Below are 18,047 nucleotides of genomic sequence, written 5' to 3'. Positions count from 1 at the left end.
ATGCAGGGCATGCACACCTCTCACTACACCCTGCCAGATTCCACCGTGAGTGACTACGCGCGCCAAGGCGCCGTGGTGCTGCGCGGCGTGCTCAGCCCTGCCGAAGTGGCCCAGCTGGCGCGTGGCATCGAATACAACCTGGCCCACCTGAGCCCGCTGGCGCAAGTTGCCAGCCGTGCCGATGACCCGGGCAAGTTTGTCGAAGACTTCTGCACCTGGCAGCACAACCCCGACTACGCGCACCTGATGCAACACAGCGCCTTGCCCCGCGTGGCGGCGCAGCTGATGCAGAGCGATACGGTGCGCGTCTACCACGACCACTTGCTGGTGAAAGAGCCGGGCACGCGCCAGCCCACGCCCTGGCACCAGGACCAGCCCTATTACAACGTGGCGGGCCGGCAGAACGTGAGCTTATGGATTCCTGTGGACCCGGTGCCCTTGGAGAGCACGCTGCGCTTTGTGGCTGGCTCCCATGCCGGCACCTGGTACATGCCGCGCACCTTCCGGGATCAGCAAGCCAAGTGGTTCCCTGAGGGCGCCTTGGCCGAACTACCCCAGATCGACGCGCATCCCGAGCAGTTTGAGCAACTCGGTTGGGCCCTGCAACCCGGTGATGCGGTGGCATTCCATATGCTTACCCTGCACGCCAGCAGTGGCGTGGGGCCGGGCACGCGGCGTCGCGTGTTCTCTGCCCGCTACCTGGGCGACGACGCCCGCCACGCCGTACGCAGCTGGCGCACCTCGCCGCCCTTCACCGGGCTGGCAGACCGCTTGCCCGATGGCGCGGTGATGGACGATGCACTATTTCCATTGATTGACCTTGCTTGAAGGCCGTTGCATGCCCTCTTGTGAGAGGGCCTTAGGCCTTACTGGGAGGGGCCTCAGAACTCGGTGATCACGGTCACGCCGGCCACCTCGAACTTGTCCATGTTCATCAGCGCGGTTATGGACTGTTGAAGGTTAATCTTTTTGCCCACCAGCTTTTCAGGGGCCAGTTTGCCGGTGCGCACCATGTCGAGCATGGCGCCGTAGCGGTGGGCCTGCATGCCGTGACTGCCCAAAATCTCCAGCTCGTGGGCGATGACCTTGGCCATGGGGATGGCAGGCGTGCTGTTCTCGGCGAGCATCAACCCCACCTGAATGTGTTTGCCGCGACGGCGCAGGTTGCTGATGGAGTTAAAGCATGTTGTGGGGTGGCCCAGCGCGTCCAGCGACACATGCGCGCCGCCTTTTGTGATCTCCATCACCGCCTCGACCACGTTAGCCACCTGGGTGGCGTTGACCGTGGCCACCGCACCCATGGCACGCGCCATGGCCAGCTTGTCTTCCGAGATGTCGATGGCCACCACGTTGGCGCCCACCGCGTGGGCAATCATGATGGCCGAGAGGCCCACACCACCGCAGCCGTGCACGGCCACCCATTGGCCCGCCGAGGTTTTGCCCTGATCGACCACTGCGCGGAAGGAAGTCACAAAGCGGCAGCCCAGGCTGGCGGCGGTGGCAAAGTCCAGCGTCTCGGGTAGGGCCACCAGGTTCAGGTCGGCCTTGTGGATGGAGACGTACTGCGCGAACGAACCCCAGTGCGTGAAGCCGGGTTGGAACTGCTTTTCGCAGACCTGCTGGTTGCCCGAGTGGCATTCCGGACAGGCGCCGCAGCCACCCACAAAAGGCACGGTAACGCGGTCGCCCACCTTCCAGCGGGTCACGTCTTTGCCCACGGCTTCCACCGTGCCCGCCAGTTCATGGCCGGGCACGTGGGGTAGCACGATGTCGGTGTCATGCCCCACCCAACCGTGCCAGTCGCTGCGGCACACGCCGGTGGCCTGCACCTTGACCACTACGCCATGCGTCTCTGGCGTCGGGTCCGGCACGGTTTGCAGACGGGGTGGGGCGGAGAAGGCTTCGTAGACAACGGCTTGCATGGGAACTCCAGAAGGGGGATTGGCGGGAACGAAATAGATGAAAAATTATGGTCTCATCCGGCTGGAATTACTTTTCCTTGTTTGCTATGGTTGGGGCTTGTTTGGTGGTGAACATTTCGCTAAATGCAAGAAATAGAAAGAATCCCCTCCAATGAGTGACTTTGACAAAACGGATGCCGCTATCCTGGATTGCCTGCAGCAGGATGGGCGGCTGTCCAACGCAAAGTTGGCCGAACATCTCTCGCTGAGTGAAACGCCATGCTGGCGGCGCGTGAAACGGCTGGAAGAACAGGGCGTGATTGAGGGTTACCAGGTGATGCTGAACCGCCGCAAACTGGGCCTGGGGGTGATGGCGTTTGTCCAGCTGTCATTCACCCAGCACACCACCGAAGCCACCGCCGCGTTTGAACGCATCATCCAGGCCAGCCCGAACGTGCTGGCCTGCCACAACACCACGGGTGAAGCCGATTTTTTGCTGCAGGTGGTGGCGCGGGATCTGGATGACTACAGCCGTTTTGTGGAAGAGGTGCTGCGCAAGCTGCCCTTTGTATCGAGCATCCGCTCCAACCTGTCCCTGCGGGAAATGAAGGCCTCGAACCGCTTGCCGGTGACCGATATTTTGGCGGCGTGATCTGCGCTGGCCCGCCCGATACAACTCAACCGCTCATCAAATGAGTAGCTGCTGGCGCAATATCGACAAGGGCTAGAGGCCGTTTTTCCTTGTAATCGCTTACAGCGCTGTGCGCAGCGACCAGATTTCGGGGAACAGCACCACGTCCAGCATCTTGCGCAGGTAGCTCACGCCGCCGGTGCCGCCGGTGCCGCGCTTGAAGCCGATGACGCGCTCCACGGTGGTGACATGGCGGAAGCGCCAGAGGCGGAAGGCGTCTTCCAGGTCGGTCAGCTCTTCGGCCAGTTGGTACAGGTCCCAGTGTTCGCGCGGTGCGCGGTAGACCTGCAGCCACGCGGCCTCCACGCCAGCATCGGCCGCGTAGGGCTGGGTCCAGTCGCGTTGCAAGTGGCTGGCGGGCACGGCAATGCCGCGGCGGGCCATGAGTTTCAGGGCTTCGTCGTACAGCGAGGGCGCTGCGTACGCGGCCTGCACCAGCGCCAGGCGCTCGGGCGCATGGGCGTGGGGCTTGAGCATGGCGACGTTCTTGTTGCCCAGCGAGAACTCAATGCAGCGGTACTGAAAGCTCTGGAATCCGCTGCTGGCGCCCAGGTAGGGGCGCATGGCGGTGTACTCGGGCGGTGTCATGGTGGCCAGCACATCCCAGGCGTGGACCAGTTGTTCCATGATCTTGCTCACGCGCGCCAGCATCTTGAAGGCGGGCGGCAGGTCGTCCTTGGCGATGTGGGCGATAGCCGCAGTCAGCTCGTGCAGCATGAGCTTCATCCAGAGTTCGCTGGTCTGGTGCTGGATGATGAAGAGCAGCTCGTCGTGCGTGGGCGAGAGTGGCTTCTGCGCGGCCAGAATGGTGTCGATCTGCAGGTAGTCGCCGTAGCTCATGCTTTGGCTGAAGTCGAGCTGGGCCTTTTCTTCGGCGACGATGGATTCACCGGCAGAGGGCGAGGGCTGGGGTGTGGCCCCATGCATGGGGCAGCCGTTGGAAGGTGTGCTCATCTCAGGTCACCGCATGCTTTTGGTTGAACTCGGGGCGCTTCCACTCTTCGGTCTCCAGCACCTGGCGCAGATGCTCCACGGCGTTCCAGACGTCTTCAAAGCCGATGTAGAGCGGCGTGAAGCCAAAGCGCAGGATGTCTTTGTGGATGCCACCATCGCCAGCGCGGTAGTCGCCGATGACGCCGCGTGCGATGAGGGCCTGTACGATGGCAAATGCACCTTCATCACGCGTAAGGCAGACCTGCGAGCCGCGCTGCGCATGGTCACGTGGCGTGGCCAGGCCCAGGCCGTGGCCTGCGCAGCGCTCTTCGACGAGCTGGATATACAGGTCGGTGAGTTCCAGCGACTTGGCGCGCAGTGCGGCCATGCCACCCAGCTTCTCTGCGGCCTCAAAGCCTTCCAAGCCGCAGCCCAGCAGCGACATGCTGACGATGGGCTGGGTGCCACAGAGGTAGCGCGTGATACCGGGCGCGGGCTGGTAGTCGGGCGTGAAGGCAAACGGTGCTGCGTGGCCCCACCAGCCGGAGAGCGGCTGCCAGAAACGGTCGGCATGCCTGGGGTTCACCCACACAAAGGCCGGCGCGCCGGGGCCGCCATTGAGGTACTTGTAGCCGCAGCCAATGGAGAAGTCGGCGTTCGAGGCTTTGAGCGTCACAGGCACGGCACCCGCGCTGTGCGCCAGGTCCCACACCACCAGTGCGCCCGCTGCGTGCGCAGCGGCGGTCACCGCCGTCATGTTGTGCATGGCACCGGTGCGGTAGTTCACATGGGTGAGCATGAGCACGGCCACATCGGCCGTGAGCGAAGCCGCAATCTCTTCCGGCTCCACCAGCTTGAGCGTGTAGCCGCGCTCCTTGCACAGGCCTTCGGCGATATAGAGGTCGGTGGGGAAGTTGCTGCGCTCGCTGACGATGAGCTTGCGCTGCGGCGCATCCTGCGCGGCGATGGAGAGCGCGGCGGACAGCACCTTGAAGAGGTTGATGGAGGTGGTGTCGGTGGCCACCACTTCGTCGGCGTCGGCGCCAATCAGCGGAGCAATGCGGTTGCCCAGGCGCTGCGGCAGGCTGAACCAGCCGGCCGTGTTCCAGGAGCGGATCAGGCCCTGGCCCCATTCCTGGGTGACCACTTCGGCCGCGCGTGCAGCGGCGGTTTTGGGCATCACACCCAGGGAGTTGCCGTCCAGGTAGATGACGCCGGCGGGGATGTCAAACAGATCGCGCAGAGGGTGCAGGGGGTGGGCGGCGTCGCGTGCGCGGCAGTCGGCTAGGGTGAGGGAGGGTGTGGCCATGGGGAGTGAGGTAGGGTGTTTTTCGAATTATGTGTTGCTCACTTTGAAAGTTCGATATCTATTTGAGTGAATCAAAAAATTAGACTAAATTAGTCTTCATATGCAGAAATTTGGAAAATTAATGCAACAACTTAGCGATAAAGCCGACCGCCTGCTGTTGCGGGCCTTGCAGGACAACGCGCGCCTTACCTCGGGCGAACTTGCGCAGATGGCTAATCTCTCGCAGTCGCCCACGTGGCGGCGCGTCAAGCAGCTCGAGGACAACGGCACCATCAAGGGCTACCACGCGGCGCTGGACCGGCGCGCGCTAGGCTATAGCGTGCTGGCCTTTGTGCTCATCGGCATAGACCACCAGAACGAGACCTCCTCGCAGGCCTTTGTGGAGGCGGTATCCGAGATTCCCGAGGTCGTGCAGTTCCACGCGATCTCGGGACAGGCGGACTTTCTGGTGGGCGTGGTGGCGCGTGATCTGGACCACTACTCCGAGCTGTTGCAACGCAAGCTGCACCGCCTGCCTGGCGTGCGTCAGGTGCAGTCGCACTTCTCGTTACAAGAATTCAAGGGGCAGATGGCCGATCTACCCGTTCCGCTGGATTGAATCGTCACAGTTTCCAGGCTCACAATGTGGCCTCTGTAGAACCACAAGGAGTCGTTATGGAACATCGCAACGCGTCTTTCTCCCTGCCCGCACGTGCAGTGGCACTGGGGCTGGCCTGCGCCGTGTTGTGCGGAACCGCCCAGGCCAACAAGCCCGAATGGGCCGGCAAAGGCAAGGGTCACGGCGAGGCAGCCCAGGTGCAGGGGCCCACGGTCGAGGTGCGCATAGGCGGCTACTTTGGCGACGAGCAGCGCCGCGCGGCGCATGATTACTACGGCGGCCAGCAGGCCAAGGGCCATTGCCCGCCCGGTTTGGCCAAGAAGAACAATGGCTGCATGCCGCCCGGGCAGGCCAAGAAGTGGTCCCGGGGCCAGCCGCTGCCGGGGGATGTCGTGTTCTACCCGCTGCCGCGCGAGGTGTCGGTGCGCATTGGCGTGCCGCCAGCGGGCTACAAGTACGTGCGCGTGGCCAATGACATTTTGCTCATCGCCATTGGCACGCGCATGGTGGTGGACGCGATCGAAGACTTGATGCGTTGAGGCGCCTGTGGGCGCCCAGGGCTTTCAGGCCAGGCGCCCCAGCAACAGGTACTCCATGAGTGCCTTTTGCACGTGCATGCGGTTCTCCGCTTCGTCCCAGACCACGCTTTGCGGGCCGTCGATCACTTCGGCTTCCACCTCTTCGCCGCGGTGGGCGGGCAGGCAGTGCATGAAGAGGGCGTCGGGGGCCGCAGCCGCCATCATCTTGCGGTCCACGCACCAGGCAGCGAAGGCCTTGCGGCGCACTTCGTTCTCGGCCTCATAGCCCATGCTGGTCCAGACGTCGGTGGTGATGAGGTCGGCACCACGGCAGGCTTCCAGTGGGTCGCTATAGGTTTTGTAGCTACCCGCGCCCATTCCATGAGGGCTAGCAGCCAATTTTTCATTGACTTCATAGCCGCTGGGCGTGGACACGCGCAGGTGGAAGCCCAGCTTGGCCGCAGCCTGCAGCCAGGTGTTGGCCATGTTGTTGCCATCGCCCACCCAGGTCACGGTTTTGCCCTGGATGGGGCCGCGGTGTTCGATGTAGGTGAAGATGTCGGCCAGGATCTGGCAGGGGTGAAACTCGTTGGTCAGGCCGTTGATGACGGGCACGCGCGAGTTGGCCGCAAAGGCTTGCAACTTGGTTTGCTCGTAGGTGCGGATCATCACGATGTCGGTCATGCGGCTGATGACCTTGGCGCTGTCCTCAATGGGCTCGGCACGGCCAAGCTGGCTATCACCCGTGGTGAGGTGCACCACGCTGCCGCCCAGCTGGTACATACCGGCCTCGAAGCTCACACGCGTGCGGGTGGAGGCCTTCTCGAAGATCATGGCCAGCGTGCGGTCCACCAGCGTGTGGTGGCGCTCGAAGCGCTTGAACTTGGCCTTGATGAACGCGGTGCGCTCCAGCAGGTAGGCGTACTCGTCGGCGCTGAAGTCGTCGAACTGCAGGTAGTGCCGCAGCGGCGGTGCGCCCTGGGGCAGGGTGCTGGGAACGGCGTTGTGCGGCAGGCTCATGCGGCTTCCTTGAGGATGGCGGAGATCAGGGGGCAGAGGATGGCGACGATCTGGTCGGCCTCGGCGCGGCTCAGGGTCAGCGATGGCACGAGGCGCACCACGCTGTCCGCGGTGACACTGATGAGCAGGCCCGCATCCAGCGCGCGCTGCACCAGTGCACCGCAGGGCTTGGCCAGGTCAATGCCCAGCATCAGGCCCTGGCCGCGGATTTCCTTGACGCCGCCATTGGCCAGCTCGGCCGCCAGCGCCTTCTCCAGGCCGGCGCGCAGATGCTTGCCCACCTCTGCGGCATTGGCCAGCAGGCCCTCGGCCTCCATGATGCGAATGGTTTCCACACCGGCGCGCATGGCCAGCGGGTTGCCGCCAAAGGTGGAGCCATGGTTGCCGGGCTGGAAGATGCTGGCGGCCTTGGGGCCCACCACCACCGCACCCACGGGCACGCCCGAGCCCAGGCCCTTGGCCAGGGGCATCACGTCGGGCTGGATACCGGCCCACTGGTGCGCAAACCATTTGCCGGTGCGGCCCATGCCGCACTGCACCTCGTCAATCATCATCAGCCAGTCAAGCTCGTTGCACAGTGCGCGCACCTCACGCAGGTAGTCCATGTGCATGGGGTTGACGCCGCCTTCGCCCTGAATGGCCTCGAAGAACACAGCCACCACATTGGGGTTGCCCTCGGTGGCCTTCTTCAGCGCCTCGATGTTGTTGACGGGCACGCGGATAAAGCCCTCGACCAGCGGGCCAAAGCCTGCCTGGACCTTGGGGTTGCCGGTGGCGCTCAGGGTGGCGATGGAGCGGCCGTGGAAGGCCTTCTCGTAGACCACCACCTCGGGGCGTTCAATGCCTTTGTCGTGGCCGAACTTGCGCGCCAGCTTGAGGGCGGCTTCATTGGCCTCCAGACCGGTGGAGCAGAAGAAGACATTGGTCATGCCCGAGCGCTCCACCAGCAGGCTGGCGAGTTCTTCCTGCAGGGGGATGTGGTAGTAGTTGGAGGTGTGGATGAGCTTGGTCACCTGATCCTGCAGGGCGGCGACCAGCTTGGGGTGGTTGTGGCCCACGGTGTTGACGGCGATGCCGCCCAGCGCGTCCAGGTACTCCTTGCCATTGACGTCCCACACGCGGCAGCCCTGGCCGTGGCTGAGGGCGACGGGCAATCGGCCATAGGTGTTCATCACATGGGGTGAGGACGGCGTGGTGGCTGGCGTGGCGGCGGTCATGCAATAACTCCGGGTTGGCTACAAACAAAGGCGGCCCAACGTGGGGTGGGCCGTTGAAGCCTGATTTTAGGCGCATGGCCCGTGGTGGTTTGGTGACAAATGGGCATCACTGTGATGCCCGCGATGCGCCTGTCGGCATAGCAGCTTTGCCGTGGGAGTGGCGGCAGAGCGGGTAGAATTCTTGTGCGGCGCAGCACGCCACCAGCGTATATGCGGCGCCCCCGCTTACTTCTTCACCCCGATGGCATCCACACCTTCCAAAGAGCTCTTCATCCTGGGACTGACCTTGCAAGGCAAGACGTTTCGCCCCAGCGACTGGGCCGAGCGCTTGGCGGGTGTCATGAGCCAGTTCCGTCCCGGCGGTCCCCAGCCCGGCAGCCATCTGGGCTACTCGCCTTGGTGTGTGCCCACCTCGATCGGCTCGACTAAATGCGTGATCGTGCACCGCGACCTGCGCGACTATGACGTCATGGCCTGGGACTTCTGCCTGAACTTCGCACGTGACAACGAGCTGCAGGTCAGTGAGACCCGGCCCGAGCCTCCGGCGCGCAAATCCGAATAACTTTCTGTCTGTCGCACCCCACGCGGGAGCCGGAAACAAAAAAGCCGTTCATCTGAACGGCTTTTTTGCTTTTAGGTTTGCTTTCTTGCTGGCAGCGCACCCACTACAAACGGCGCATCCTGACGGGCAGGATGCGTGCGATTGCCTAAGTGATTAGGCGGCGAGAGCCAAGGTCTTCACCTTGGAGGCCAGGCGGCTCTTGTCGCGAGCGGCCTTGTTCTTGTGGAAGATGCCCTTGTCAGCCACGGCGTCAACCACGGCTTGCATCTTGGCGAACAGTTCACCGGCCTTGGTCTTGTCACCAGCCAGCACTGCCTTTTCCACGTTCTTCACCGCAGTGCGGTACTTGGAACGCAAGGAGGTGTTCGCAGCGTTGATCTTGACGTCCTGACGGACGCGCTTACGGCCCGACGCAAGGCGCGGGTTCTTTTTCTTGGGTTTACCAGATGCCATGATTTGAATTCCTTGTGTTGGAGGATGTTGCCAGCAAAGCCCGCGATTGTACCAGTAAGCGGCCGGACGCTCAAATCGGCCGTCCGGGCCTCTGGTCAGCCTGGGCCAAGGGCTACACTTCGGACGGTGAGCTTGATCAAATCCGTATCTACCGTGTCTTTGTGGACACTGGCCTCGCGCATCACCGGCCTGGTCCGTGAACTGCTGGTGGCAGCCGCCTTTGGCGCCAGCGCGATGACCGATGCCTTCAACGTGGCATTTCGCATTCCCAACCTGTTCCGCCGGCTGCTGGCCGAGGGGGCCTTCAGCCAGGCCTTTGTGCCGGTGCTGGCCGGCAGCAAGGCCCAGCACGGCGAGGCCGCCACCAAGCGGCTGGTCGACCATGTGGCCAGCCTGCTGGTTCTGGCGCTGTTGCTGACCTGTGTGTTTGGCGTGCTGCTCGCGCCGCTCATGGTCTGGGCCATGGCCAGCGGCCTGCAGCAAAACCCCGAGGGCTATGACGCAGCGGTGCAGATGACGCGCTTCATGTTCCCCTACATCGGTTTCATGTCGCTGGTGGCGCTGGCCTCGGGCATTCTCAATACCTGGAAGCACTTTGCAGTACCGGCGGCCACACCGGTGCTGCTCAATGTCAGCATGATTGCGGCGGCCTGGCTGGGCGTGCCCTGGTTGGCGGCGCGCGGCGTGCCGCCGATCTATGCGCTGGCCGGCGGCGTCATGTTGGGCGGTGTGCTGCAACTGGCGGTGCAGATTCCGGCGCTGCTGCGTCTGGGCATGCTGCCGCGCGTGCGTCTGGCCGGTGCGGCCCTGCGCGAGGCCTGGGCCGACCCGGAGACACGGCGCATTGGCAAACTCATGCTGCCGGCCCTGCTGGGCGTGAGCGTGGCCCAGATCTCGCTGCTGATCAACACCCAGATCGCCTCGCACCTGCCCACCGGCAGCGTGAGCTGGCTGACCTATGCCGACCGGCTGATGGAATTCCCCACCGCCATGCTGGGTGTGGCGCTGGGCGTGGTGCTTATGCCCCAACTGGCCGGGGCGCGCGCAACGGCCGATACCGAGCAGTACTCGGGCCTGCTGGACTGGGGCCTGCGCATCGTGGTGCTGCTCTCCGTCCCCTGCGCCATCGGCCTGCTGACCTTTGCCAAGCCTCTGGTGGCGGTGCTTTATCACTACGGCGCCTTCTCGGCCACGGACGTGCAGCAGACCGCGCTGGCCCTGATGGGCTGGGGCGCGGGGCTGGTCGGCATTGTGGCGATCAAGGTGCTGGCGCCGGGCTACTACGCCAGCCAGGACATCAAGACGCCGGTGCGCATCGCCATCGTGGTGCTCATCGTGACGCAGCTGCTCAACCTGGCCCTGGTGCCGCTGTTCAAACACGCGGGCCTGTCGCTCTCCATCGGCCTGGGGGCCATGCTCAATGCGCTGTGGTTGCTGATTGGCCTGCTGCGCCGCGGCAGTTACCGGCCCAAGCCGGGCTGGGGGCGCTTTACATTGCAGGTGCTGGCCGCCAGTGCCTTGTTGGTGATATACCTGCTCTGGGCTGCGGGCCTGGTGGACTGGGTGGCGCTGCGCAGCCAGCACTGGCTGCGCATAGGCTGGCTGGCCCTGCTGCTGAGTGGCGCGGCGCTGGTCTACCTGGGCGCGGCCTGGGCGGCCGGCCTGAATCTGCGCCAGTTCCTGCGCCGTTAGTGTCGTGCCTTGACGTGAAGCCCTAGAGGGAGATAGCCATGGTTCTGCCCTTTGCCATTCCCACGCCGCTGGATTACTTCGGCGCGCTGGTGCACAGCGACAGCGAGTTTGTGCTCTTCGAGGCGGCCGTCTGTCTGGCCCAGGACGAGTACCCCGAGACTGATGTGCAGACCGTGCTGGGCGAGATGGACCAACTGCTTGCGCGCGTCAAGCGCCGCCTGGCAGCCGACGCGCCGGCCATCCAGCGGCTGCGCGTGCTGAACCGCTTTTTCTACGATGACCTGGGGTTCGGCGGCAACCATAACAATTATTACGACCCCGACAACAGCTTTCCCAGTGTGCTGCTGCGCACGCGCCGCGGTATCCCGATCTCGCTGGCCATGGTCTGGATGGAGCTGGCCCAGGGCCTGGGCCTGGATGTGCATGGGGTGAGTTTTCCGGGGCACTTCCTCATCAAGGTCATGCTGCCTGTGGGCCAGGCGGTGATCGAGCCGCTGACCGGTCGCTCGCTGAGCCGTGAGGAGCTCTCGGAGATGCTGGAGCCCTACCGCAAACGTAGCGGGCTGGTCGACGCCTTTGAGGCGCCACTGGGCCTGTACCTGCAGTCCGCCACGCCGCGCGAGATCCTGGCGCGGATGCTGCGCAACCTCAAGGAAATCTACCGCTCCCAGGAAGACTGGCCCCGGCTGCTGGCGGTGCAGGAGCGCCTGGTCGTGCTATTGCCGGAGTCTTGGTCCGAATACCGTGACCGGGGTCTGGTCCATGCCTCGCTGGGCAACCAGGTGGCCGCATTGTCTGACCTGGAGTGCTACTTGGTGCACGCCGAAAACGTGGTCGATGTGGACGCCGTGGCCGAGCAGGTCAGCGTGCTGCGGCGCCAGTTGCGCCAGCCCTGACGCAGGCTAGTGCCGCAACAGAAATTGTGGCACGGCACTGGAAGCCGCAGCAGGCAGGGCGCGGTTCAAATCCACCCCCGTCACCGTGTCTGCACCGGTCTTGATGCCTTGGGCAAATACTGACAGCCGTCTGCCATGCACCAGTGACTCCTGCGCCGGCATGAGGCTGGCGGCGCGGGAAGCCTGAACCGTGGAAGGCGGGACCACGGGAGCCGGTGCGGGGGCTGCCACCGCCGCGGCTTGCAAACGGGCGATGGGGCGCAGCCACTGCAGGATGGGTTCCCATTGGGCCAGATCGGCCTGTTGGGCACTGTTGGCTGCATCAAACAGGGTGATGCCGGTTTCCAGCCCGCGCACATAGCCTTGGGTTTCGCGCAGCACGCCGAGGAAATTGAGTTTCAGGTCCTGCGCCCATTGCTGCAGGGTATCCGCACCTTTGGTGCGCGCGTCCAGCCGCATGCCGACCACACCCAGCTGGCAGCGGCCGGAGGCCACACGCGGAAGGCTGGCCAGCTCGGCCAGGCAGGCGGCGGCCGATTCCCGGTCGAACAGTGAGTTGCAGACGGGCACCAGCACCGCGTCGGCCGACATGATGATGCGGGCCAGCTCGAAGCCCTGCATGCCGCCGGGGGTGTCCAGCACCACATGGGTCACGCCATGCGGTACTTTGAGAACGTTCTTCTGGTCCAGGGCCCAGGGGGCGATGGTGGGGAGGGCGGGAGAGCGGCGTTTGAGCCAGGCCTTGGTGCTTTGCTGGCGGTCCACATCGCCCAACATGACCGCCACGCCTTGCCGGGCCAGCCAGGCGGCCAGATGGGTGGCGAGGGTGCTTTTACCGCTGCCCCCCTTGCGATTCACGACTGCGATGACCGGCATGTTGCTCCAACGATGGCCCAGTGAGGGACAAAGTTTGGGCCAAAAACCGGCAAAAGTCCATAGCAGCTCTGCGCGAGCAGCTATAAATTTACTAGCAGGGTGTGGCGGGAGCGCATCAGGCTCCCGCCCGGGATCAGGCGACGACGACCTGGGCGCCGCTGCCTTGGACGGCAATCACGCCAATGGTGTGCACGGTTTCACCGCTGGCGCGCAGCGTGGCGGCCGTGGCTTCTGCGTCAGCGGCATCCACCACCACCACCATGCCAATGCCGTTGTTGAAGGTGCGGTTCATCTCGATGTCGTCGATGCCAGCCGTTGCCTGCAGCCAGGCAAACAACTCGGTCTGGGGCCAACTGCCCTTCTTCAGGTGGGCGGCCGTGCCTTCAGGCAGCACGCGGGGGATGTTTTCCAACAAACCGCCACCGGTGATGTGGGCCAGGGCCTTGATGGGGTGGGCGGCCAGCGCAGCCAGCACGTTCTTCACGTACAGGCGGGTGGGCTCCATGATGGCTTGTTTGAAGGGCTTGCCGTCCAGCGTGGCGGGCACGGTGCCAGCGCTTTCAGCCCGCTCAATGCACTTGCGCACCAGGCTGAAGCCGTTGGAGTGCACGCCGGCGGAGGCCAGGCCCAGCACCACGTCGCCGGGCTTCACGTCCGCGCCGGTCAGGATCTTAGACTTTTCGACCGCACCGACGGCGAAGCCGGCCAGGTCGTATTCGCCGGCGGGGTACATGCCGGGCATTTCAGCGGTTTCGCCGCCAATCAGGGCGCAGCCAGACAGCTCGCAGCCCTTGGCAATGCCGCCAACTACGGCAGCAGCCGTGTCCACGTCCAGCTTGCCGCAGGCAAAGTAATCCAGGAAGAACAGGGGTTCGGCGCCCTGCACCAGCACGTCGTTGACACTCATGGCCACCAGGTCGATGCCCACGGTGTCGTGCATATTCCACTCAAAGGCCAGCTTGAGCTTGGTGCCCACGCCGTCGGTGCCGCTCACCAGCACCGGTTCCTTGTAGCGCTTGGGCACTTCAAACAGGGCGCCAAAGCCGCCAATGCCAGCCAGCACGCCCTCGCGCATGGTCTTTTTCGCCAGGGGTTTGATGCGTTCGACCAGCGCGTCGCCGGCAACGATGTCAACACCGGCGTCTTTGTAGGAAAGGGGAGTGGGGGAGGCAGATTGGGTCATGGGCGGTGGCGGGATGTGGCTTTTGGGGCAGAACAGAGGCAGACCCCGATAGAATTTGCCCCAGATTTTAGCTGCGACTGCGCCAGCCCCCTGAATCAGGTTGCACCCTCGCTAAAACTTCCCATAAGGTTTCACCCCACCGCATGCAATTCACCACCACCCAAAAAAGTTTTGCCGCCTGGGCCCTGATTGCGGGTCTGCTGGTACTGGCGCTGTGGCTACTGGCCCCGGTGCTGGCGCCTTTTGTGGTGGCGGCGGTGTTGGCCTATGCGCTGACCCCGCTGGTGGACTGGCTCGACGACCTGGGGCGGGGCCGCTTGCCACGCCTGGTGGCCGTGGTCGTGGTGGAGCTGCTGTTTGTGGTGGCACTGTTCAGCGTGCTGCTGCTCATCGTTCCCATCTTTGCGAAGGAGCTGCCGCTCATGCGGGAGCAGTTCCCCGCGATGCTGGACAGCCTGAACACCACCGTCAAACCCTGGCTGGCGCAATGGGGCATCCGCGTGTCGCTGGACGTGGCCAGCATCAAGGGCTTTGTCATGAAGTACCTCAATGCCAACGTCGAAGATGCGCTGGGCTCGGTGTTGGCCTCGGTCAAGCTGGGTGGCAGCGTGGCCTTTGCCATCATCGGCAACGCCATCCTGATTCCCGTGGCCTTGTTCTACCTGTTGATGGACTGGGACCGTTTGGTGGGCCATGTGCGCGAGCTGGTGCCGCTGCGCATGCGCGCCGGGGTCAACAGTTTCCTGTCCGAGGCGGACGAAGTGCTGGGCCAGTACCTGCGCGGCCAGCTGCTGGTGATGCTGATTTTGGCCGTGGGCTACAGCGTGGGCCTGGCCTTGTTCGGGCTGGACCTGGCCTTGCCCATTGGCATCTTTACAGGCTTGGCAATTTTTGTGCCCTACCTGGGATTTGGCGTGGGGCTGGTACTGGCCACGTTTGCCGGTCTGCTGGAGTTTTCCAGCGGTGGTGTGGTTTACCCGTTGGTCATGGTGGCCGTGGTCTATGGCCTAGGGCAGTTGGTGGAAAGCCTGTACCTCACGCCGCGCTTGGTGGGCGAGCGCATTGGCCTGCATCCGCTGGCGGTGATTTTTGCCTTGCTGGCTTTCGGGCAGCTGTTTGGTTTTGTGGGCGTCCTGATCGCCCTGCCAGCCAGTGCCGTGCTATTGGTCGCGGTGCGTCGCGTCCGTGCTGGTTACCTGGCCAGCCGCCTCTATTTGGGATAACACTTTGGCAATGCAACAGATTGCCCTGGACATCGGCCTGTCTACAGGGCCGACAGTGGCGAACTTTTTCGCGGGCCCCAACGAGGCCGCGCTCAGACACCTGGAACTCTGGATAGGCGCCAAGAGCAGCGCGCAGAGCCGCTCGCCAGTGCCTACCTATTTTTGGGGCCCCGAGGGTAGCGGCAAAAGCCATTTGCTCAAGGCTGCGCGCGAAGGCCTGCGCGAGCAGGGCGCCCGCGTGGGCTGGCTGGATGCCGGCGTGCTGGAACCGGCTGAGTTTGACGAAAGCTGGGCTGCGGTGCTGATGGATGATGTGCACCTGTACACGGCCGAGCAGCAGCACATGGCATTCAACTGGTTTGTGAACGCCCAGACCCACCAGCGCCCCGTGCTGGCGGCGGGCGAGGCCGCGCCCGTGGAACTCAAGCTGCGCGATGACCTGCGCACCCGCCTGGGCTGGGGCCATATCTTTGGCCTGCAGGTGCTCAGCGAGCCCGAGCGCCGCTCGGTGCTACGCCAGGCGGCCGATGCGCGCGGTGTGTTCCTGAGCGATGAGGTGATGGACTTCATGCTCAAGCGCTTCAGCCGCGACCTGGGCAGCCTCATGGAGCTGCTCGAACTGATGGACGGCTATGCCCTGCAGACCCAGCGCGCCATCACCATTCCCATGATCAAGTCCATGCTGGAGAACCAATGACCCTGAAGAAACTTGCCCTGTTTGACCTGGACCACACCCTGATCCCGCTGGATTCGGATTTCGCCTGGGGCGAATTCACGACCGCGCTCGGGTGGACGGATGCGGCCAGCTTCCAGCAGCAAAACCACGCGTTCTACGAGCACTACAAGGCCGGAACCCTGGATATCCATGCCTACTGCCGCTTTGCCACAGCGGCTGTGGTGAAGCAGGGTGCTGCAAAATCGATAGCTGCTCACGAAGATTTCATGCGGGCTGTGATCCAAAAGGCTATCCAACCCCAAGCCCTGAAGCTGGTGCAGGATCACCAGGCTGCGGGTGACACAGTGATCATCGTGACGGCCACCAACGCTTTTGTGACCCGTCCGATTGCCACAGCCTTTGGCGTGGAAGACCTGATTGCCGTGGACCTAGTGACGGATGATGCTCCCGGCGGCACAGGCTGGTACACCGGCGAGATTGCCGGCGTGCCGTCCTTCCGCGAAGGCAAGGTCACCCGTGTGAACCAGTGGCTCAGCGACCGTGGCCTGGCCTGGGATACCGTGCACACCACCTTCTATTCCGACTCCATCAACGACGTGCCCCTGATGGAAAAAGCCAATGTGGCGGTCGCTACCAACCCCGACGCGCGCCTGCGCGCCCTGGCCCAAGAGCGCGGATGGCGCATACTTGAGCTCTTTTCCTGAGTTGCGGCGCTGGCCGCGTGGAAGTCTCTTTTGATCAAGAAAATCATCGACAAATTGCTGGGCAAGGCCCCAACGGCTGCCGGCAATAAGCCCAAGTTCGGCAAACGGGTGGAGATTCCCTCGTCCGTGCACGGCATCGATCCCTCGCTGGTGGACGACCGCGCCATTAACGTGGTGCGCACCCTGAAACAAGCGGGCTATGAGGCGTATGTTGTGGGCGGCGCGGTGCGCGACCTGCTGGTTGGCCTGCGCCCCAAGGACTTTGACGTGGCCACCAACGCCACGCCCGAGCAGGTCAAGGGTCTGTTCCGCCGCGCCTTCATCATCGGCCGGCGCTTTCGCATCGTGCACGTGGTCTACGGACGCGGACGCGAGCATGAGGTGATCGAAGTTTCCACCTTCCGCGCCTACCTGGACAATGCCGCCGCCGAGCAGGTGGCTGGCAACGAGCGCACCAGCAAGAGCGAGCTCGCCGGCATGCAGCATGCCGTGGACAGCAGCGGCCGCGTGCTGCGTGACAACGTCTGGGGCCCGCAGGAAGAAGACGCGGTGCGCCGCGACTTCACCATCAACGCGATGTACTACGACCCCGAGACCCAGATCGTGGTGGACTACCACAACGGCCTCAAGGACGTGAAGAGCCGCACCCTGCGCATGATTGGCGACGCCGCCACGCGCTACCGTGAAGACCCGGTGCGTATCATCCGCGCGGTGCGCTTCGCCGCCAAGCTCAGCCCGCTGGACTTCAAGCTGGAACCCAAGACCGCCGGTCCTCTGGTCAAGAGCCAGAAGTTGCTCAACGACGTACCGCAAAGCCGCTTGTTCGACGAAATGCTCAAGCTGCTGCAGACCGGCCACGCGCTGGCCTCCATCGCCCAGCTCAAGGCCCTGGGCCTGGCGCGTGGTATCTATCCGCTGCTGGACGTGGTGGTGGAGCGCGCCGAGCAAGGCATCGTCGCTGCCGCGCTGCGCGATACCGACCGCCGCGTGGGCGAAGGCAAGCCCGTGGCGCCCAGTTTCCTGTTGGCCTGCGTGCTCTGGGCCGATGTGCGCGACGGCTGGTCCCAGCGCACACGCAGCGGCCAGCACAGCCACCCGGCGCTGCAGGACGCGATCGAGGACGTGTTCAACGCCCGCATTGGCGATGTATCCGGCCGCGGCAAGCTGGCCGGCGACATGCGCGAGATCTGGCTCATGCAGCCGCGCTTTGACAAGCGCGTGGGCAGCACGCCCTTTGGCATGGTAGAGCAGCCGCGTTTCCGCGCTGGCTTTGACTTCATGCGCCTGCGCGCCGACGCCGGCGAGATTGACGAAACCCTGGCCGACTGGTGGCAGGAATTCAGCCTGGCCAGCGACGACACCCGCCAGGACATGGTGGACCAGGTGCGCGCCGAGCAGCAGCAACAGCGCAAGCAGGCCCCGCGCCCGCCCCGTGCCCCCGCCAAGACCGCCGCGCCAGCCGAAGACGCCGCACCACGCGAAGAGTTCGAGAGTGAGTCTGGTTCTTCTGGTGACAGCGCGCCGCGCAAGCGCCGCCGCCGTCGCCGCTCGGGCGGCCGGGGTGGTGAGGGCGCTGCGCCCCAGGGCGAATAAGC

19 protein-coding genes are annotated in these 18,047 nt (G+C 64.1%); 11 read left to right on the top strand and 8 right to left on the bottom strand.

What is annotated here, in order from left to right:
- Window positions 1–9: 9 nt before the first annotated feature.
- Window positions 10–828 (top strand): phytanoyl-CoA dioxygenase family protein, encoded by an 819-nt coding sequence (locus AC1RNN_RS08060; RefSeq protein WP_493087128.1) that lies wholly within the window; start codon window positions 10–12, stop codon window positions 826–828.
- A gap of 53 nt (window positions 829–881) precedes the next feature.
- Here AC1RNN_RS08060 and AC1RNN_RS08055 read toward each other — a convergent pair whose 3' ends face one another.
- Complete coding sequence (locus AC1RNN_RS08055) at window positions 882–1,922, bottom strand: zinc-dependent alcohol dehydrogenase family protein (RefSeq protein WP_493087129.1); 1,041 nt, start codon at window positions 1,920–1,922, stop codon at window positions 882–884.
- A gap of 151 nt (window positions 1,923–2,073) precedes the next feature.
- On the opposite strand from AC1RNN_RS08055, the gene AC1RNN_RS08050 reads away from it, so the two are divergent.
- Window positions 2,074–2,553 carry an Lrp/AsnC family transcriptional regulator gene (locus tag AC1RNN_RS08050; protein ID WP_493087131.1) on the top strand — a complete coding sequence of 160 codons (480 nt, stop codon included), beginning with the start codon at window positions 2,074–2,076 and terminating at the stop codon, window positions 2,551–2,553.
- A 99-nt stretch (window positions 2,554–2,652) separates the two neighbouring features.
- Here the strand turns inward: AC1RNN_RS08050 and kynA are convergent, their stop codons facing one another.
- Both kynA and kynU read right to left on the bottom strand, forming a co-directional pair.
- The gene (kynA, locus tag AC1RNN_RS08045; protein ID WP_493087133.1) at window positions 2,653–3,546 is read right to left on the bottom strand and encodes a tryptophan 2,3-dioxygenase; all 894 of its coding nucleotides are present in this window, start codon (window positions 3,544–3,546) and stop codon (window positions 2,653–2,655) included.
- A gap of 1 nt (window position 3,547) precedes the next feature.
- Window positions 3,548–4,834, bottom strand: coding sequence for a kynureninase (kynU, locus tag AC1RNN_RS08040; RefSeq protein ID WP_493087135.1), 1,287 nt, complete (start codon window positions 4,832–4,834; stop codon window positions 3,548–3,550).
- A 121-nt stretch (window positions 4,835–4,955) separates the two neighbouring features.
- Here kynU and AC1RNN_RS08035 point away from each other — a divergent pair, with 121 nt between their 5' ends.
- On the top strand, window positions 4,956–5,432 hold the full coding sequence (locus AC1RNN_RS08035; protein WP_493087136.1) for an Lrp/AsnC family transcriptional regulator: 477 nt from the start codon (window positions 4,956–4,958) through the stop codon (window positions 5,430–5,432).
- Window positions 5,433–5,488: 56 nt separating this feature from the next.
- Window positions 5,489–5,971 (top strand): hypothetical protein, encoded by a 483-nt coding sequence (locus tag AC1RNN_RS08030; protein ID WP_493087137.1) that lies wholly within the window; start codon window positions 5,489–5,491, stop codon window positions 5,969–5,971.
- A gap of 24 nt (window positions 5,972–5,995) precedes the next feature.
- Here the strand turns inward: AC1RNN_RS08030 and argF are convergent, their stop codons facing one another.
- Window positions 5,996–6,970, bottom strand: a complete 975-nt coding sequence (gene argF, locus AC1RNN_RS08025) for an ornithine carbamoyltransferase (RefSeq protein WP_493087139.1) — start codon at window positions 6,968–6,970, stop codon at window positions 5,996–5,998.
- The gene (locus AC1RNN_RS08020) at window positions 6,967–8,187 is read right to left on the bottom strand and encodes an aspartate aminotransferase family protein (RefSeq protein ID WP_493087140.1); all 1,221 of its coding nucleotides are present in this window, start codon (window positions 8,185–8,187) and stop codon (window positions 6,967–6,969) included. The genes argF and AC1RNN_RS08020 overlap by 4 nt, the downstream gene beginning before the upstream one ends.
- 241 nt (window positions 8,188–8,428) lie before the next feature.
- On the opposite strand from AC1RNN_RS08020, the gene AC1RNN_RS08015 reads away from it, so the two are divergent.
- The gene (locus AC1RNN_RS08015; RefSeq protein ID WP_493087142.1) at window positions 8,429–8,749 is read left to right on the top strand and encodes a DUF3579 domain-containing protein; all 321 of its coding nucleotides are present in this window, start codon (window positions 8,429–8,431) and stop codon (window positions 8,747–8,749) included.
- Between the two features lie 153 nt (window positions 8,750–8,902).
- On the opposite strand, the gene rpsT is transcribed toward AC1RNN_RS08015, so the two are convergent.
- Window positions 8,903–9,202 carry a 30S ribosomal protein S20 gene (gene rpsT, locus AC1RNN_RS08010; protein ID WP_493087144.1) on the bottom strand — a complete coding sequence of 100 codons (300 nt, stop codon included), beginning with the start codon at window positions 9,200–9,202 and terminating at the stop codon, window positions 8,903–8,905.
- 126 nt (window positions 9,203–9,328) lie between these two features.
- Here rpsT and murJ point away from each other — a divergent pair, with 126 nt between their 5' ends.
- On the top strand, window positions 9,329–10,894 hold the full coding sequence (gene murJ, locus AC1RNN_RS08005) for a murein biosynthesis integral membrane protein MurJ (protein ID WP_493087146.1): 1,566 nt from the start codon (window positions 9,329–9,331) through the stop codon (window positions 10,892–10,894).
- A gap of 38 nt (window positions 10,895–10,932) precedes the next feature.
- Window positions 10,933–11,790, top strand: a complete 858-nt coding sequence (locus tag AC1RNN_RS08000; protein WP_493087148.1) for a SirB1 family protein — start codon at window positions 10,933–10,935, stop codon at window positions 11,788–11,790.
- 6 nt (window positions 11,791–11,796) lie between these two features.
- Here AC1RNN_RS08000 and AC1RNN_RS07995 read toward each other — a convergent pair whose 3' ends face one another.
- The gene (locus AC1RNN_RS07995) at window positions 11,797–12,666 is read right to left on the bottom strand and encodes a ParA family protein (protein WP_493087149.1); all 870 of its coding nucleotides are present in this window, start codon (window positions 12,664–12,666) and stop codon (window positions 11,797–11,799) included.
- 133 nt (window positions 12,667–12,799) lie between these two features.
- Window positions 12,800–13,849, bottom strand: a complete 1,050-nt coding sequence (purM, locus tag AC1RNN_RS07990) for a phosphoribosylformylglycinamidine cyclo-ligase (RefSeq protein ID WP_493087151.1) — start codon at window positions 13,847–13,849, stop codon at window positions 12,800–12,802.
- A gap of 143 nt (window positions 13,850–13,992) precedes the next feature.
- Between purM and AC1RNN_RS07985 the strand changes: the two genes are divergently transcribed.
- From AC1RNN_RS07985 to pcnB, 4 genes are read left to right on the top strand one after another with little or no spacing between them, the layout of a single operon-like run.
- On the top strand, window positions 13,993–15,072 hold the full coding sequence (locus AC1RNN_RS07985) for an AI-2E family transporter (RefSeq protein WP_493087153.1): 1,080 nt from the start codon (window positions 13,993–13,995) through the stop codon (window positions 15,070–15,072).
- A gap of 10 nt (window positions 15,073–15,082) precedes the next feature.
- Entirely contained in the window at window positions 15,083–15,769 is a 687-nt protein-coding gene (gene hda / locus AC1RNN_RS07980; RefSeq protein WP_493087154.1) for a DnaA regulatory inactivator Hda, read from the top strand.
- The gene (locus tag AC1RNN_RS07975; protein WP_493087156.1) at window positions 15,766–16,452 is read left to right on the top strand and encodes a histidinol-phosphatase; all 687 of its coding nucleotides are present in this window, start codon (window positions 15,766–15,768) and stop codon (window positions 16,450–16,452) included. The genes hda and AC1RNN_RS07975 overlap by 4 nt, the downstream gene beginning before the upstream one ends.
- 30 nt (window positions 16,453–16,482) lie before the next feature.
- The gene (pcnB, locus tag AC1RNN_RS07970; RefSeq protein ID WP_493087158.1) at window positions 16,483–18,045 is read left to right on the top strand and encodes a polynucleotide adenylyltransferase PcnB; all 1,563 of its coding nucleotides are present in this window, start codon (window positions 16,483–16,485) and stop codon (window positions 18,043–18,045) included.
- Window positions 18,046–18,047 lie beyond the last annotated feature (2 nt).

The organism is Rhodoferax sp. GW822-FHT02D07 (assembly GCF_058802405.1).
Note: the sequence above shows the minus strand (reverse complement) of the source record. Positions and strands in the feature narration are given on the sequence as shown.

Excerpts from the sequence above, each read along its gene's own strand:
- AC1RNN_RS08030 (WP_493087137.1), top strand. The coding sequence starts at position 5,489 with ATGGAACATCGCAACGCGTCTTTCTCCCTGCCCGCACGTGCAGTGGCA.
- AC1RNN_RS08015 (WP_493087142.1), top strand. The coding sequence starts at position 8,429 with ATGGCATCCACACCTTCCAAAGAGCTCTTCATCCTGGGACTGACCTTG.
- AC1RNN_RS07995 (WP_493087149.1), bottom strand. The coding sequence starts at position 12,666 with ATGCCGGTCATCGCAGTCGTGAATCGCAAGGGGGGCAGCGGTAAAAGC.
- kynA (WP_493087133.1), bottom strand. The coding sequence starts at position 3,546 with ATGAGCACACCTTCCAACGGCTGCCCCATGCATGGGGCCACACCCCAG.
- hda (WP_493087154.1), top strand. The coding sequence starts at position 15,083 with ATGCAACAGATTGCCCTGGACATCGGCCTGTCTACAGGGCCGACAGTG.
- AC1RNN_RS08035 (WP_493087136.1), top strand. The coding sequence starts at position 4,956 with ATGCAACAACTTAGCGATAAAGCCGACCGCCTGCTGTTGCGGGCCTTG.
- AC1RNN_RS08020 (WP_493087140.1), bottom strand. The coding sequence starts at position 8,187 with ATGACCGCCGCCACGCCAGCCACCACGCCGTCCTCACCCCATGTGATG.
- AC1RNN_RS08055 (WP_493087129.1), bottom strand. The coding sequence starts at position 1,922 with ATGCAAGCCGTTGTCTACGAAGCCTTCTCCGCCCCACCCCGTCTGCAA.
- kynU (WP_493087135.1), bottom strand. The coding sequence starts at position 4,834 with ATGGCCACACCCTCCCTCACCCTAGCCGACTGCCGCGCACGCGACGCC.
- AC1RNN_RS08000 (WP_493087148.1), top strand. The coding sequence starts at position 10,933 with ATGGTTCTGCCCTTTGCCATTCCCACGCCGCTGGATTACTTCGGCGCG.
- AC1RNN_RS07975 (WP_493087156.1), top strand. The coding sequence starts at position 15,766 with ATGACCCTGAAGAAACTTGCCCTGTTTGACCTGGACCACACCCTGATC.
- purM (WP_493087151.1), bottom strand. The coding sequence starts at position 13,849 with ATGACCCAATCTGCCTCCCCCACTCCCCTTTCCTACAAAGACGCCGGT.
- rpsT (WP_493087144.1), bottom strand. The coding sequence starts at position 9,202 with ATGGCATCTGGTAAACCCAAGAAAAAGAACCCGCGCCTTGCGTCGGGC.
- AC1RNN_RS08060 (WP_493087128.1), top strand. The coding sequence starts at position 10 with ATGCACACCTCTCACTACACCCTGCCAGATTCCACCGTGAGTGACTAC.
- AC1RNN_RS07985 (WP_493087153.1), top strand. The coding sequence starts at position 13,993 with ATGCAATTCACCACCACCCAAAAAAGTTTTGCCGCCTGGGCCCTGATT.
- argF (WP_493087139.1), bottom strand. The coding sequence starts at position 6,970 with ATGAGCCTGCCGCACAACGCCGTTCCCAGCACCCTGCCCCAGGGCGCA.
- AC1RNN_RS08050 (WP_493087131.1), top strand. The coding sequence starts at position 2,074 with ATGAGTGACTTTGACAAAACGGATGCCGCTATCCTGGATTGCCTGCAG.